The organism is Acinetobacter sp. YH12039 (assembly GCF_013420015.1).
Classification (GTDB): Bacteria; Pseudomonadota; Gammaproteobacteria; order Pseudomonadales; family Moraxellaceae; genus Acinetobacter; species Acinetobacter amyesii.
The window spans coordinates 20,905-34,362 of sequence record NZ_VOZA01000010.1 but is presented as its reverse complement, the minus strand read 5'-3'; the positions used below and the strand labels follow the sequence as shown (position 1 = coordinate 34,362).

General features: G+C 40.5%; 16 protein-coding genes and 1 other RNA gene. 7 read left to right on the top strand and 10 right to left on the bottom strand.

Features of this window, described 5'->3' with window-relative positions; genetic code table 11:
• Nucleotides 1–16: 16 nt before the first annotated feature.
• Genes FTT98_RS06385 through FTT98_RS06375 form a run of 3 tightly spaced genes read right to left on the bottom strand, consistent with a single transcriptional unit; the run spans nucleotide 17 to nucleotide 2,174 of the window.
• Nucleotides 17–715 (bottom strand): BON domain-containing protein, encoded by a 699-nt coding sequence (locus tag FTT98_RS06385; protein ID WP_180004165.1) that lies wholly within the window; start codon nucleotides 713–715, stop codon nucleotides 17–19.
• A 60-nt stretch (nucleotides 716–775) separates the two neighbouring features.
• On the bottom strand, nucleotides 776–1,183 hold the full coding sequence (locus FTT98_RS06380; protein WP_180040734.1) for a YraN family protein: 408 nt from the start codon (nucleotides 1,181–1,183) through the stop codon (nucleotides 776–778).
• 46 nt (nucleotides 1,184–1,229) lie between these two features.
• Nucleotides 1,230–2,174, bottom strand: a complete 945-nt coding sequence (locus tag FTT98_RS06375) for a penicillin-binding protein activator (protein WP_180024160.1) — start codon at nucleotides 2,172–2,174, stop codon at nucleotides 1,230–1,232.
• Between the two features lie 10 nt (nucleotides 2,175–2,184).
• Between FTT98_RS06375 and rsmI the strand changes: the two genes are divergently transcribed.
• Together rsmI and FTT98_RS06365 are read left to right on the top strand one after the other, a co-directional pair.
• Entirely contained in the window at nucleotides 2,185–3,027 is an 843-nt protein-coding gene (rsmI, locus tag FTT98_RS06370) for a 16S rRNA (cytidine(1402)-2'-O)-methyltransferase (protein ID WP_078189168.1), read from the top strand.
• 104 nt (nucleotides 3,028–3,131) lie between these two features.
• Nucleotides 3,132–3,554 carry a hypothetical protein gene (locus tag FTT98_RS06365; RefSeq protein ID WP_180040718.1) on the top strand — a complete coding sequence of 141 codons (423 nt, stop codon included), beginning with the start codon at nucleotides 3,132–3,134 and terminating at the stop codon, nucleotides 3,552–3,554.
• A 133-nt stretch (nucleotides 3,555–3,687) separates the two neighbouring features.
• Here the strand turns inward: FTT98_RS06365 and FTT98_RS06360 are convergent, their stop codons facing one another.
• The 3 genes from FTT98_RS06360 to ubiH form a co-directional block, all read right to left on the bottom strand.
• Entirely contained in the window at nucleotides 3,688–3,936 is a 249-nt protein-coding gene (locus tag FTT98_RS06360) for a hypothetical protein (protein WP_078189169.1), read from the bottom strand.
• A 174-nt stretch (nucleotides 3,937–4,110) separates the two neighbouring features.
• Nucleotides 4,111–5,355 carry an FAD-dependent monooxygenase gene (locus tag FTT98_RS06355; protein ID WP_180040716.1) on the bottom strand — a complete coding sequence of 415 codons (1,245 nt, stop codon included), beginning with the start codon at nucleotides 5,353–5,355 and terminating at the stop codon, nucleotides 4,111–4,113.
• Nucleotides 5,352–6,560 carry a 2-octaprenyl-6-methoxyphenyl hydroxylase gene (ubiH, locus tag FTT98_RS06350; protein WP_180040714.1) on the bottom strand — a complete coding sequence of 403 codons (1,209 nt, stop codon included), beginning with the start codon at nucleotides 6,558–6,560 and terminating at the stop codon, nucleotides 5,352–5,354. Before ubiH ends, FTT98_RS06355 begins: the two co-directional genes overlap by 4 nt.
• A 188-nt stretch (nucleotides 6,561–6,748) precedes the next feature.
• Here ubiH and FTT98_RS06345 point away from each other — a divergent pair, with 188 nt between their 5' ends.
• Complete coding sequence (locus tag FTT98_RS06345) at nucleotides 6,749–6,916, top strand: hypothetical protein (protein ID WP_180040712.1); 168 nt, start codon at nucleotides 6,749–6,751, stop codon at nucleotides 6,914–6,916.
• Between the two features lie 524 nt (nucleotides 6,917–7,440).
• Complete coding sequence (locus FTT98_RS06340; RefSeq protein ID WP_180040710.1) at nucleotides 7,441–8,115, top strand: HEPN domain-containing protein; 675 nt, start codon at nucleotides 7,441–7,443, stop codon at nucleotides 8,113–8,115.
• A gap of 96 nt (nucleotides 8,116–8,211) precedes the next feature.
• Here FTT98_RS06340 and pepP read toward each other — a convergent pair whose 3' ends face one another.
• Together pepP and FTT98_RS06330 are read right to left on the bottom strand one after the other, a co-directional pair.
• Nucleotides 8,212–9,534, bottom strand: coding sequence for a Xaa-Pro aminopeptidase (gene pepP, locus FTT98_RS06335; RefSeq protein ID WP_180040708.1), 1,323 nt, complete (start codon nucleotides 9,532–9,534; stop codon nucleotides 8,212–8,214).
• A 102-nt stretch (nucleotides 9,535–9,636) separates the two neighbouring features.
• Nucleotides 9,637–10,254 (bottom strand): UPF0149 family protein, encoded by a 618-nt coding sequence (locus FTT98_RS06330; RefSeq protein WP_180004153.1) that lies wholly within the window; start codon nucleotides 10,252–10,254, stop codon nucleotides 9,637–9,639.
• Between the two features lie 64 nt (nucleotides 10,255–10,318).
• Here FTT98_RS06330 and FTT98_RS06325 point away from each other — a divergent pair, with 64 nt between their 5' ends.
• The 3 genes from FTT98_RS06325 (at nucleotide 10,319) to ssrS (ending at nucleotide 11,442) form a co-directional block, all read left to right on the top strand.
• A complete protein-coding gene (locus FTT98_RS06325; RefSeq protein ID WP_180012162.1) occupies nucleotides 10,319–10,870 on the top strand; it encodes a hypothetical protein in 552 nt (183 codons plus the stop codon).
• 2 nt (nucleotides 10,871–10,872) lie between these two features.
• Nucleotides 10,873–11,160 carry a cell division protein ZapA gene (locus FTT98_RS06320; protein WP_168378082.1) on the top strand — a complete coding sequence of 96 codons (288 nt, stop codon included), beginning with the start codon at nucleotides 10,873–10,875 and terminating at the stop codon, nucleotides 11,158–11,160.
• A gap of 99 nt (nucleotides 11,161–11,259) precedes the next feature.
• A non-coding RNA gene (gene ssrS / locus FTT98_RS06315) (6S RNA) lies at nucleotides 11,260–11,442 on the top strand.
• Nucleotides 11,443–11,587: 145 nt separating this feature from the next.
• Here ssrS and FTT98_RS06310 read toward each other — a convergent pair.
• Together FTT98_RS06310 and FTT98_RS06305 are read right to left on the bottom strand one after the other, a co-directional pair.
• Nucleotides 11,588–12,070, bottom strand: coding sequence for a hypothetical protein (locus FTT98_RS06310; protein WP_180040706.1), 483 nt, complete (start codon nucleotides 12,068–12,070; stop codon nucleotides 11,588–11,590).
• Nucleotides 12,071–12,155: 85 nt separating this feature from the next.
• Nucleotides 12,156–13,355: a YncE family protein gene (locus tag FTT98_RS06305; RefSeq protein WP_257220712.1), complete on the bottom strand. Its 1,200-nt coding sequence runs from the start codon at nucleotides 13,353–13,355 to the stop codon at nucleotides 12,156–12,158.
• Between the last annotated feature and the right edge of the window lie 103 nt (nucleotides 13,356–13,458).

Below are 13,458 nucleotides of genomic sequence, written 5' to 3'. Positions count from 1 at the left end.
CATCATTTCCGACATTTTATTGAGCATTTGGATCGACAGCATCCGGATCTATCGCTACAGGCGTTTGTACTTCAGGTTGCACATTACCTACAGCAGGTGTGGTGTAACTTGAGTTAATTGAACGTGCCTGTGGATTTGGGTTCTGATCAATATTATCGATTAAAGTGATAATTCGCGTTACATTACCCACTTGTTGCAAGATTTGATTTAAGTCTGTGATTTCCGCACTGTTTAAACGGCCCATCACATAAAGAACAGCATCTTCAGTATGAATGTGTACTTTGCTGTCAGATACCACAGGCGCTTTCATAATCAAACCACGGGTATTCGCAGTGACCGCAGTATCTTGCATGATGGTGCTATAGCTGATCTGATTACCCACTGTAATATAGTTATGTACAGTTTTGACATCACTCATTGAACGGACATTTTCTTCTGCCAATTCTTTTAAATGATTATCTGGCACTTGCCCAGTCAATAAGACATTGCCATGAAAACTTTCAATATTGACACGTGACTGTTTAAAACGAGTATCTAATTTATATAAGTTAATTTTTGCTGTTCGAACAATGGAAGAGTCAATAAAAACTTGTCCCAATGAGCGTGCGCCGCTTTCAGTTCCTACAGGTGCTGATCCTGTTCCATTCGAAATAAAACTCGCACAGCCAGATAAACTTGCGACACAAAGCATCGTTATTGCAATACGCTTAACCACTCAGCACGACTCCTCAAATTTCCACACGTATTTTTCTATGCGTTTACACAGTTTGTTTTATCAAAGATTAATCAACTCTTGATCAAAAGTAAAAGCATTTTCAATCCATTGCTGATGATACGGGTATTTAGAAAAGTCTTGCTGTAGTGTTTTTGCAAAGTGTTGATAAAAATCAAAACAAATTGCATCAAAGCGACAATAATAATTTTGATAATGTGACTGTTCATTTAAAAAATGCAACGCAGTCTTCATCATCTTACGTTGTTTATGAATAGAGATACTTTCGATGGCTTGGGCATAACGGGTATGCGAACGAGCTTTAACTTCAATAAACACCAATTCTTGACCACGTGCAACGATCAAATCAATTTCACCATAACGACTATGATAATTCTGTTGCACCTGTACATAGCCTTGCTGCTCAACCAAACGCAGCGCTTGCCGTTCTGCCCACTGCCCCAGATTCATCTGTCCCAAATTCATCTGCTCTAAGTTTAGCTGCATCGTTTCATCCCTAAAGTGAGATCGCCACGATACCTTTTTTACTTCGCTCATAGCAGTGGGGAACACGCTGAATATTGTTTTGACTAATTTTGATTAGTCCTGTTCGCCCCTGAAACTCAATACTTTTTAATTTCGGTTCTTGCAAATATTGTTTTGCAATATGCCATGTGTCCCCACCAAAAGCTAAAAGACGTTGATATGGCATATCTACTGGATTTTCCTCATAAGCTCGGATCAGGTCAGGCCAACGTGCATCATGTAAGGCAGGTGCATCACAAAATTTCAGTCCTATAGGAATGGGCTTAGTAGCCTCAATCGCATTGGCTACGCTATATAGTTTCGCTTTGGGCAGTTTTGTTTGACTGTTTATCCATTCATTATTGCCTAACAACAACACCCCTTGATTTTTGTCCAGCTTCGTTGGGAGTTGTTCAACCACTTGTATCGGCACTGAACTTTGACTAATTAAGGACATGAGCAATAATTCATGTTCTGCCTCAGTTGCAGGCTGACGTAACACTAACACTTGCGCTAGTTTGTCTTTTTCGAAGACTTTTTGGAGTGCTAAAGCATCATCACGTTTTGATAGACTGTACTGCCAGACGTTTGGAATTTGGCTCGTCGTTTCATTTAAAGCCAACACGCGGACTTTAGGCTTTGCTTTTACAAGTGCTTCTACATCTTGACGTGCTAAAGGACCAATCACCAATTGAGTTTTTTTATTGACCTGTTGCTTCAATATCGCTGCAATTTGCTTTTGATTTGAATCTACAAACTTAATGGGCACTTTGTAGTCTGACGATTGATATGCGCTATTGAAACCTTGCTTAATACTGGATGCGGCTCGCGCCATAGGGCCAGATTCAGGTAGAATGACCAAGACGTCTGCCTGTGCAGCAGTAAACAGACTGCTTAAAAGGCAAAGACCCAAAATTTTGTTCTTATTATCCAACATGGAGAAACCTATGAGTGCTCAGTTATTTGTTGTTGCAACTCCAATCGGGCACTTAGATGATATTAGTTATCGTGCAATTGAGGTATTGAAGTCGGTTAAAATTATTGCCGCCGAGGATACACGAACTTCCGCACAATTACTTAAACATTTTAGTATCAATACACCTTTAACCGCCTGCCACGACCATAACGAAAGTAACAAAATAGACCAGCTGATTGAACGCCTCGAAAAGGGTGAAAATATGGCGCTAATCAGTGATGCAGGCACGCCATTGATCAGTGATCCTGGCTTTAAATTGGTTCGAGCTGCACAAGAAAAAAATATTCGTGTCATTCCTGTGCCAGGTGCCTGTGCTGCCATTGCTGCTCTCAGTGCTGTCGGCCTACCCAGTGACCGTTTTAGTTTCGAAGGCTTTTTACCTTCTAAACAGTCACAACGTCTTTTAGCATTGGAAAAACTGAAAGACGAAACTCAAACCATGATTATTTATGAAGCGCCGCACCGTATTGTGGATTGCCTAAAAGATATGTCGAATGTCTTTGGTGCAGATCGTCCTGTGGGCTTTGCACGTGAAATTACCAAAACATTTGAAACTATTAAAAAAATGTCTTTGGGTGAATTGGTTCATTTTGTCGAATCTGATCACAATCAGCAAAAAGGCGAAATCGTTTTGGTGATTGGTGGTGCGACCGAAGAAAAAGACCTAGAGCAAGAAAAGTTAGACAAATTGCTAACACGTTTACTTCAAGATTTGTCCGTGAAAGCTGCCTCTCAATTGGCTGCAGATTTAACTGGGATTAAAAAGAAAGTGGCCTATCAACGTGCTTTAGAGTTAACCCAAGCGAACGATTAAGCTTAATTTTTTTTATTTTTAATTTGAACCGCTTATGGGACCTACGGGTTCCATAAGCTATCCCATACAATAATTTAAATAGAATGAAAAAAGTTGCTTATAACATGTCCATAAATCTGTCTGTCAAAAAACCGCTGATGTTCATTCTCTTTAATCTGGTTTGGCTCACCGCCCTTGCACATATTATTTATACTGGCATTCAACCCTATCCGCACTATATTAGTGGCGAGCAAATGACGGCCGATCATAGCGCGATTGCGATGGTCTGTGGATATTGTTCCCTCTATTTTGTAGTCGGTAATTTACTCAAACTGAGCCAATTTTGGGATAGGCATCGCTATTGGGCTTATGTCGTTTTGAGTGCGGTATTACTTTTTCAATCTTTTGTCGCTGCTGTGGCGGCCATGCATGCACCGCCGTATATTGCTGCATTTATTATTAATTGTATGTTTTTGCTTTTACTGCATTTTGTGTTCTATCCTATTTACGCGATCAGTCGTAAATATATGAAGCCAAAGACGGCTTGAAGCGACTTCACATCTTATTAACGACTTAACTTCTTGAGCAAACATGCTACAGAGTTAAAAAATGAATGACGTTCATCATCGCACAAGCGAATGAAGCAAAAAAAACACCACATGACGTGGTGTTTTTTCACTTTTAATCTTTTGCCGATTCGTCTGGAGGGACTTCGGTAATACGACCACCACGCGCTAAGAACGCCGCAACTTCATCTTCAAGCGCCTGACGTTGTTTTAGTTTTGCAGTCACTGTTAATGTTTCAGCTTCAGAGGTGTCACCATCAGAGGCAGAATCAGCTGCGTCACCTGCACCTTTTTCAGCTGCTTGTGCTTCATCTTCATCAACTACAGAATCTTCTGGATCATCATAATCGTTCATATCAGTCATTGTGTTCTCCCCGCGAATGACTTCTGTTTGCCAGCGAATGGCTGGTTTTAAATTAACAGAAATTTAGCAATCTCTGAGCATTTCGACTAGTACCCACAACCAAAAAATCGTATCTTTTTTAATCAAAATCGTAACCTTGTTTATACGACTGTCTAAAAAATATCAGACTTTGACCTAAGCTGCGTAGATTGTCTCTTTTAAAATACTCAGACCATTGGCTTGAGCCATAAACGCATCTTTTAGAACAGTCTGATTTTCCACTTGTTTTAAACCAAAGTTTCGCGCCCACACCACAGGTGAAAAAGTGGTGGTTTCTAACCAACCAATCGCGGACATACTATGCATCATGGCATCGTTTTGCCCTTTACGGCGGTGCTCATAGCGCTTCAAACTTTGTTCATGTGCCCACACACCTCGTTTTTTATCGGTCAAAAGCACATCGCAAAGCACCGCTGCATCTAAACAGCCAATATTCACGCCTTGTCCTGCAAGCGGATGAATCACATGGGCCGCATCTCCAATCAGCGCTAGACCATCATGAACATATTGCTGTGCAGCTCGTGCCTTCAATGGAAATTTAGCACGTGGCGTTGCTTCTAAGACTTCGCCGAGCATGTGATGGCTTTCTCGAGTGAGCAACGCAGTAAATTCAACATCGGATAAAGCCACATATTCATCGGCATAATCATCTGGTAAGGTCCACACAATCGATTGCCAATAACCGCTTTCTTCTTTTTTCAGACTCGCCATCGGCAAAAATGCCAAAGGTCCTGTTTCTAAGAAAATTTGACGCGCTACATGCTGATGCGTTTGGGCGGTTTTAATTGCACAGCTCACACCAGCTTGTTTATAGTCCAGCACATCTAGATCAATGAAAGCTTGCTCACGGACAAATGAGTTTGCACCATCTGCACCAATCACCAGTTTTGTTTTGAGCTGGGTACCATCTGCGAGGTGAATGATCCACACACCAACGCCACGCTCAACTCGACTGACCTTGACTTGGGTTCGGTAGTCTTCGAGTTGTTCTAGCATTTTTTCTTGAATGGCTAAATTCAAAACACTTGGTTCGACCATTGAACCTAAAGCTTGCTCAACTGATGGCGTTTGCTCTGTAGCATGGCCAAAATTGATTTCGCCATAGCCATTTTTATTCCACACCTGCATGCCTGTATAAGGCTGCTGACGGGCAAGCTTTTCCCAAATGCCCACGGTCTTGAGTAAATGAATAGTGGCCTGACTAAGCGCCAAAACCCGAGGATTCGCAATACTTTTGGTTTTTTCTGCATCCAAAATAGGTGCCGCATCCAATACCGTAGCCTGCACACCTCCCTGCGCCAATAACAATGCCGTTAAACCACCAACCAAACCACCGCCGACAATTACGGCATCCAATACATCTGTTTGATTTAAACTCATGCTTTTAGCCCCATTGCATAATTCGCGACCAAAGGCTTGATACCCGGAATGGTGTCAAAGGCAACTAACCCAGTATTGCGGATCAATTTTAAAATTGGGTTTTGGTTGCTAAAACCACGAACAACTGAATCACAGAATTTAATCACCCGCTGCTGATCGGTCAGGCGCGATTTTTCATAATCCAGCAACATAGCTGCATCACCCAAATCGGCATTTTTTTCAACTTGCTCTGTTAAATAACGGCGCAGTACATAGGCATCACGCATACACAAGTTAAAGCCCTGACCCGCGACAGGATGAATAGTATGCGCAGCATTGCCCATCAGCACCACACGGCCGACAGCTTGTTTTTCTGCAAGCACTTGGGACAATGGGAAGCTGAAACGTTTACCTGTTTTTTTGAATTTACCTGCACGGTCGCCATAGGTTTCTTGCAAGGCATCTAAGAAATGCTGATCATTTTCATCACCCATCCACTCGCCTTCAGTTCCTTTCGGCACAGGCCAAACCACTGAGCGGCGGTATTCCCCCGGAAGTGGCAACAGCGCTAACGGGCCAAGTGGACTAAAGCGCTCAAAGCCGACATGAGCATGCGGTTTAGAGGTTTGTACCGTCGTTACAATCGCCACTTGATCATAATCATGTTCTGATGCGCCGACACCTAGGGCTTTACGGCAGAATGAGTCACGGCCATCTGCGGCAATCACAATTTTAGATTGTAGTTTGAGCTGTTCTTCAGCACGCTGTGCTTCTAAATATGCAAAGTCTGCATCCTGCGTCAGTGAAGTCACTTGTACGCCATCAATTAATTCAATCAACGGTTCTTTTTTGACTTCTGTGAGCAGCACACGGCCTAACCATGCATTTTCAATGACTTGTCCAAAGCTTTCGACTTTTTCTTGTTCTGCTTTGAGTCTTGCCTTACCAAAACTACCTTGCTCTGTAATATTCACTTCTAAAATAGGTGTGGCGTGTTCCTGCAAAGCATCCCAGAGGCCTAGTTCTTGATAAATTTGCACCGTACGGCGTGACAAGGCGCTGTTTCGTGCATCAAAACTCGAGTGATAAGGCTCAAGGTTTGCATCATCATAATTGGGGTATTTAATGGCTTCTAAAAGTTTTACGCCAATTTTGGCTTTGGCCAACATGAGTGCCAGACTTAAACCGACCATTCCACCACCCACAATGATGACTTCTTGCTGCATGCGTGTTTCCTTATCTGTTGTATTCGATTCGAGTGTCGAAATACGTCATTTATATATTGGATTTATCTTACATCATGACTCAGTTTTTTGACATTGTAATACACGCTCTTGTTGTAGTTTGTGAGGATTGAGCGATGCTTTTAAATCCTGTGTGATTGAGTAACCCCATACGCTCATCACAATCCAGAATGGAATCATTAGAATTGAAAGATACGCACGCCATGTGGCTTTTATGCCATATTGATATGGCTGCGGTCACTATGTTTTTTGCACAGGCAATGGATATTGCTTTAGTCGCACAGTACGTATATTTCGAGGTCAATAAAATAGAAAATGCAGCATTACAAATAAAATAAAGTAAAAATAGTAAAGAAGCCATATAGCACATCAAATTCATGGGGATGACAGAGAAACCAATTTGTGCTCTTCAACCATGGAAAAACCATGAAATGCAATATGCAAATAATGAGCATAGTTAGGCTAAGAAAAATTATCTGTTTAATTTTTTCTGTGCGTGTATAACTTGAGCTGAAGTTTGTCATCTTATTCTCTTCTTTATTATGATGGCTATTCAATCAGACATATTATCTACTTACTTTACCTATCCATGAAATTTAATAAGCCATTGAATTGAGGATATAAATAAACATATAGATCTCAATAAGGAAAAAAACATTTTGGTTTGTACAATTGTTGGTTTTTATGTCGGAGGCTGTGCTCTCCCAATATTGATTTGTCTTTGACTTTTATCATAGTTCGCAAATAGACCCAAAGACTATGAGACATTCAAGAATTCAGACCTTATTATTTTCTCAATGATTATATATGTTATTGTATAGCAATAATATTTAAATAATTCAGTCAAAATATTTGGATCAATATGAGTCAAAAAATATTACAACGCTATGAACAACTACTAAACGATTCTGCTTCTATCAAAGCTATGGCAAAAAAAGCTTATTCAGAATATAGCGGAAGCTATGATACGTTGGGTGATGAGGGTGATGCTCTTTACCTTGAATGGAAAGTTAAAGTTAAAAATCTATTATTGCTATCATGTGGTGAAAAATCTATTCATTACCGTGATTTTTTAGATGCTGAAGAAACTCAAAGCTTTGATACTAACACTAGAATAATCAGTAGATTAATTCCAATTTTGAAAGCAGCATATGATGATTTTAAAAATGGTTTTTTAACTTCTTTCAAACAAATCGTTCAAGCTGAAGTTTTTGATAGTGAATTAGAGCAAGCACGGTCGCTCTTAAATAGTGGTTATAAAAATTCAGCTGCTGTGATTGCTGGTGTAGTTCTAGAAACCGCAATTAAAGAACTATGTTTAAATAATGAAATAGAATTAGAGAAGAAAAAATTAACACGATTAAATGAAGACTTAGCAAAAGCAGGAGTTTATAACCCTCTCCAACAAAAACTCATCACAGCTATGGCTGATATTCGAAATAATGCAGCCCATGGTAACTATGATCAGTTTACAGAGGAAAATGTTCACAGAATGATTGAGGATATCGAGAGGTTTTTACTAGCTTACTCTTCATAAAACTATCAGATTTACATAGAAAAAAATTAATTAACATAAAAAACTCTTGTACACAAAAAAGCCGATCATCTGACCGGCTTATTCTCTTACAGTAAATTACTTCGCCATCAAGGCTTCAATGTCTTCCACCGACTTGACCACTGCAGCTGTTAAAACACGTGGACCTGCTTTAGTTACAGCCACATCATCTTCAATACGAATACCGATACCACGCCATTTCGCATCAACGCTTTCATCATCAGGCGCAATATAGAGCCCCGGTTCAACCGTTACAACCATGCCTTCTTCATAGGCACGCCATTCACCGTCTTGCTTGTATGAACCGACGTCATGCACATCCATACCAAGCCAATGACCCGTACCATGCATATAGAATTGGCGGTAACTTTCTTTTGCGATGATTTCGTCAATATCTCCTTGCATAATGCCAAGATCCAATAAACCTTGAACTAAAATACGCACTGCAACGTTATGTGGTTCTTTATAAGAGTTGCCGATACGCACCGCATCAATCGCCGCAATTTGCGCATCGAGTACGATATTATAAAGTGCTTTTTGTTCAGGGCTGAATTTACCGTTGACTGGGAAAGTACGGGTAATGTCTGAGGCATACAGCTGATATTCACATGCTGCATCAATCAGTACCAAATCACCATCTTTGAGTTCTTTGTCATTTTCCACATAGTGCAAAATACAGCCATTTTCACCGCCGCCGACAATGCTGTTATAGGAAGGCACACAGCCATTTTTACCAAAGACATAATTCAGTTCTGCTTCTAGTGCATATTCCATCATGCCTGGTTTAACCGTTTGCATGGCACGAGTATGCGCTTCTGCTGAAATATCCGAAGCAATCTGCATCAATTCAAGTTCATCATTAGACTTATGCAAACGCATTTCATCAATGATGCGATCTAGTTGAATGACTTGAGCAGGCGCACTTGCACCCTTACGTGATTCACCACTTGCAGCCGAAATCCACTGCGCCACACGAGCATCAAAATCTGGTTGCTGCCCAATACGGTAGAATAATTTATCTTTATTTTGTAATTTTTCTAAAATTTCTTCGTCTAATAAATCAATGGCATAAGCCTCATCAGCTTCATAATTTTCTACAGCCCCATCTACACCCGCACGGTAGCCATTCCAAATTTCCATTTCACGGTCACGTTCACGGCAGAACAAACTATAGCTATAACCTTCTTCTTCGCTATCAAAGGTTTCAATCACTGCAACCGCTTCAGGTTCAGCAAAACCTGTTAAATAAAAGAAACTACTATCAGCTCGAAATTTATAATCTGCGTCGCGATTACGCATGGCTTCTTTGCTCGTGGCAATAATTGCAATACTACGTAGTCCCATTTCACCCGCAAGGATGTCTCGACGTTCTTGAAAATCCGCTTGAGTTAATTTCTTCATTGATATGCTTCTTATACGCTTGGACTATGATTGATTTAATAGGATGATGAACTCCTTAGATAAAGCCCATCATCTATTAATTATTAATGCAAAAAGAATGCCTTAACTTGGACGATGTGGAGTGAACATTTCAACCACATTGCCCGCTTGAGCCGATGAGTTTTTAGCGCTCAGCTGTAACAACGGTGTTTCTGAAACATCTACTTTGGTACGTCCCATCGATAGGCTTACTGGGATTAAACGTACAAATTCGTATAATTCCTGATAGCTTTCTTCACCTTCTTCATCATCATCTGAATCTTCAAATTCTACTGAAGCGACATCTTGTAAATGCTCAATCAATTCTTGCTCATTGGTACGCAGATGACCTGCCGCTAAACCAAAACCAAGAACAACACCTGCACACCAATCTGCCAAGGCTTGCACACGCTCACCTAGCAAGTGATCATCATCTGGTAATAAAGGAAGATAGTCGAGTTCATCATCTGAAAGTGAATGAGCTACATCTTCTGCTTCTTCAGTCAACAATGCCACCGCATCTTCGTCTAATTCAGCTACATCAAGCGTTGCTAAAATTTGTTGCCACTCTTCACGACTCGGGGGTTGTGACACACAAACTATACCAGTGAGTAGACCGTGTAACTCACTTGGGCTTGAAATTTCTTCAATTTTAGAAAAATTCTGGGACCAATCTGACCAACCTGAAATATCGTCTTGCATTCGCTTATCCAATCTCTATACTTCGTATATATTACCTTTGTTTGCAAGACTGTGCGACTACGTTATGTTAGAAGAATTACAGCGTCTCCAAGCGCATATTAGCGTTTTAAAAACGCGACTGGCGCAATTTGAAAGCGAAAATGGTGCCTTACAAGATGAGAAAAACTCATCTAATGAGCAGCATCATGCTCAAATTGTACATAAGAACGGCATTATCACCTCGAAACAAGAAGAAATTGAAACACTGAATGAGCAATTAACTGATTCACGTGCTCAACTTCAACAGCTCAATACTGATGCAACTGCTTTGGCTGACCGATACAGCCGCCTCGAAAAAAGCTGTACTGATCTAAAAAATCGTTTTCAGGAAATTTTGGCAGAGCGTAATGAGTTACGTATCGTCAAAGAAAAAATGCAAAATGAACAACGTCATGCTCAGCAAGAAATTCAAGGTTTAAAGCAAGAACGTGAACGTCTGCTTCAAAAAAATGAACATGCCAAAGCCAAAGTTGAAGCGATTATTCAACGTTTAGCCATTTTAGGTACTGCTCAAGATCAACATGCACAAGAAATTCAACAATTGGCGCATCCGGCTGAAAGCAATGAGGAAGTTTGATCATGAGTGAACAAATTGCAGTTGATTTAAAAGTTCTAGGTCATAGTTTCCGTTTAGCGACGACCTCTGACCAACAAGCAGATTTAGAACGCGCAGCACAATTACTGAATGACAAATACGATGAATTTCGTCGTAAAGCACCACGTATGGAACCGAGTAAACTGATCATTATGGTCGCACTTGAGTTAATGCAAGAAGTCCTGTCGATGAATAAGAGTTTGCAAGAATATGCAAACTGCGAACTTTTGTTGCAAAATATTTTGGAACAAGTGGAAGAATTGACTGATTAATCGGTGGTTTAGTGATTATACTTTACCCGATTGCTTCATTTTAAACACTTTGTCCGCGTTTGGTGATTTGCCAATAACGCTGAATTCGTTATACTGAGCACATCTCTGAGGTGTTCGCCAGCTAGGTCTAATCCCCTGCCGATACTTAAACTTATGGATGTGTTCTGTATATTCTGAGCGTATGCCCTCCTTGTGTGGGAAACCCAGCGAGTGTACGTCGCGTCCACCTTGAACTCATCGGGTTCAGGGTCACGACATTTGCAGCGGCATCTTCGGAGTGTTTATTTTCCAAATCATTAAATGAATTTTAAACATTCATCTCAATTCAAAAATACTCTAAAAAATTCACTATTCTATTTCTGTTCTATTCAACTTCTGTTCCTCGCTTAAATATTTCATTCAAGTTTGTTCATTTTCAAAAGCTTATTTAGTCCGCCTTATTCAATCTTTGAGTTGTTTCCAGTTTGGCTTGCTGCTCATCTAAAGATCTGTCCATTTCAGGGAGTATTTGGCGTAAATATTGAATAGATGAAATGGCTTCATCTACTTGCACGACACCTTTTTCAACCAATCTATATTGTTGCTCGAGTAAAGCGAGTACTTGATTTTGATTCGGCTGCTGCCCCTGACTCATCTGCGTATTTATTTGCTGAAATTCTTGAAATACTTGTTCACGTTGCTGTAATAACTGGGTGTGCATTTCCTTATCTTCTCTTTCTTGTTTTTGTTTTGAACTTTGATCATTTAAAGCATTTTTAGTGGTTTGCACTGTAAGCGGGCTAAGAACTATTTGTGTATCCAGTTGAGTCTGTTGCTGCTTTATGTGCTGTTGCCGTGGTTTTAAAAACTGAATCATAAACAATAAAATCAAGCCAACCACTAACCCGATAACAATCCATTTCTTATACATGATTCAATCTCTAAATATTCTTCAATTAAAAAATTCAGAGCCGATTTGACTCTGATTTTTCCATTTTCTTTTGATTTAAACTGTTTTACTGACTGCCCCATCCTGCTGGTGCATAACCTAAACGAACACGCTGTGGGTGATTGCCAACTGGAACTGTGATGACTTTTTCACCTGTTGCAAAATCAATCACGGTTACTGCATCTGTGGCACTTTCAGAAATGACACAACGTTTACCATCTGGACTTTGCGTTGCCCAATACGGTTTGCCTGCAGCAATCAATTTCGCCGCGGTCAAAGTTTTACGATCGACGATGGTGGCATAATCATCCATCGTTCCTGCGACACATAGTTTTTCACCATCTCCACTGATCGAAAGCCCATGATGGCGTGAGTCATTCACCCATTTGGTGCGATCAGAGGGAATAGTTGTACTTCCTGGAAGCTGTGCAATGCGTGTGACTTTGCCTTGATTGAGATCATATTCGACCAAGCCATTAAAAAATGAGACTTGCGCATAGATTTTGGATTCATCTTTGCTAAACACAATTGGACGCACAGCGTTTGATAGGTCTTTACGACCAAAGGCATCCAATGCAGGACGAAAATCAATTTTCTTCAAGACTTTAAAATTATTAGCATCGGCAATGGTGATATAGCGTTTGCCTTTAGTGAAATCCTGCCACGCTGCATCCATTGAGGTTTCCACATTACCTATGGCTGAGTTAAGAATTTTTGTGCCGCCATCAAAGTAAATATTTTCATGTGGCTTATCTCCTGTGGCAAAGCGCCCGACTTCCTTGCCTGTGTTGATATCGAGTATATGTACGACATTTCCTGAAGACGCTGATACTGCAACCTGTTGCCCATCAGGGGATACTGCCATATGGTCTGCTCGAAATCCCTCAACGGGTGTGCGCCAATTAATTTTCCCTGTTGCAATATTAATCGAGACAACATCTGCATAGCTTGGGCGTGATGCAACCACCGATTTGCCATCTGGTGTGGAATACATATCATCGACCAATTGATCATTTCCCTCTCCTGCTGTATTACGAATATAGCTATAGGCAATCAATTTTACTGGGTTGAGGTAAATCTCAGTGAGCCGTTCCTTTTTGTCGGGCACCATATTGATAACACCAACTTTTTGATAGTTTTTTGCAGGATTGATGACTGTAACCGTACCATCCCAGTTATTACCCACAAAAAAAACTTGCTGGCTATTGGGTGGAATGGGTGCAGTGCTGGTCGCTGCGAAAGTGAGTGGAGACACCATGATTGTCATCGAAAGAAGTGTCCTAATCCAGAGATTCTTTTTCATTTTTATTGTCCATTAATTTGTTTTTATGCATACCTTTTGAGCTACGTCATCAGATAAGTGTCGCTTT

What these genes read in the sequence shown, in the direction of transcription:
- FTT98_RS06380 (WP_180040734.1), bottom strand. Translation starts at nt 1,183, where the DNA reads ATGAATCTGGGGCAGTGGGCAGAACGGCAAGCGCTGCGTTTGGTTGAG.
- FTT98_RS06375 (WP_180024160.1), bottom strand. Translation starts at nt 2,174, where the DNA reads ATGTTGGATAATAAGAACAAAATTTTGGGTCTTTGCCTTTTAAGCAGT.
- rsmI (WP_078189168.1), top strand. Translation starts at nt 2,185, where the DNA reads ATGAGTGCTCAGTTATTTGTTGTTGCAACTCCAATCGGGCACTTAGAT.
- FTT98_RS06365 (WP_180040718.1), top strand. Translation starts at nt 3,132, where the DNA reads ATGTCCATAAATCTGTCTGTCAAAAAACCGCTGATGTTCATTCTCTTT.
- FTT98_RS06360 (WP_078189169.1), bottom strand. Translation starts at nt 3,936, where the DNA reads ATGACTGATATGAACGATTATGATGATCCAGAAGATTCTGTAGTTGAT.
- FTT98_RS06355 (WP_180040716.1), bottom strand. Translation starts at nt 5,355, where the DNA reads ATGAGTTTAAATCAAACAGATGTATTGGATGCCGTAATTGTCGGCGGT.
- ubiH (WP_180040714.1), bottom strand. Translation starts at nt 6,560, where the DNA reads ATGCAGCAAGAAGTCATCATTGTGGGTGGTGGAATGGTCGGTTTAAGT.
- FTT98_RS06345 (WP_180040712.1), top strand. Translation starts at nt 6,749, where the DNA reads ATGGAATCATTAGAATTGAAAGATACGCACGCCATGTGGCTTTTATGC.
- FTT98_RS06340 (WP_180040710.1), top strand. Translation starts at nt 7,441, where the DNA reads ATGAGTCAAAAAATATTACAACGCTATGAACAACTACTAAACGATTCT.
- pepP (WP_180040708.1), bottom strand. Translation starts at nt 9,534, where the DNA reads ATGAAGAAATTAACTCAAGCGGATTTTCAAGAACGTCGAGACATCCTT.
- FTT98_RS06330 (WP_180004153.1), bottom strand. Translation starts at nt 10,254, where the DNA reads ATGCAAGACGATATTTCAGGTTGGTCAGATTGGTCCCAGAATTTTTCT.
- FTT98_RS06325 (WP_180012162.1), top strand. Translation starts at nt 10,319, where the DNA reads ATGTTAGAAGAATTACAGCGTCTCCAAGCGCATATTAGCGTTTTAAAA.
- FTT98_RS06320 (WP_168378082.1), top strand. Translation starts at nt 10,873, where the DNA reads ATGAGTGAACAAATTGCAGTTGATTTAAAAGTTCTAGGTCATAGTTTC.
- FTT98_RS06310 (WP_180040706.1), bottom strand. Translation starts at nt 12,070, where the DNA reads ATGTATAAGAAATGGATTGTTATCGGGTTAGTGGTTGGCTTGATTTTA.
- FTT98_RS06305 (WP_257220712.1), bottom strand. Translation starts at nt 13,355, where the DNA reads ATGACAATCATGGTGTCTCCACTCACTTTCGCAGCGACCAGCACTGCA.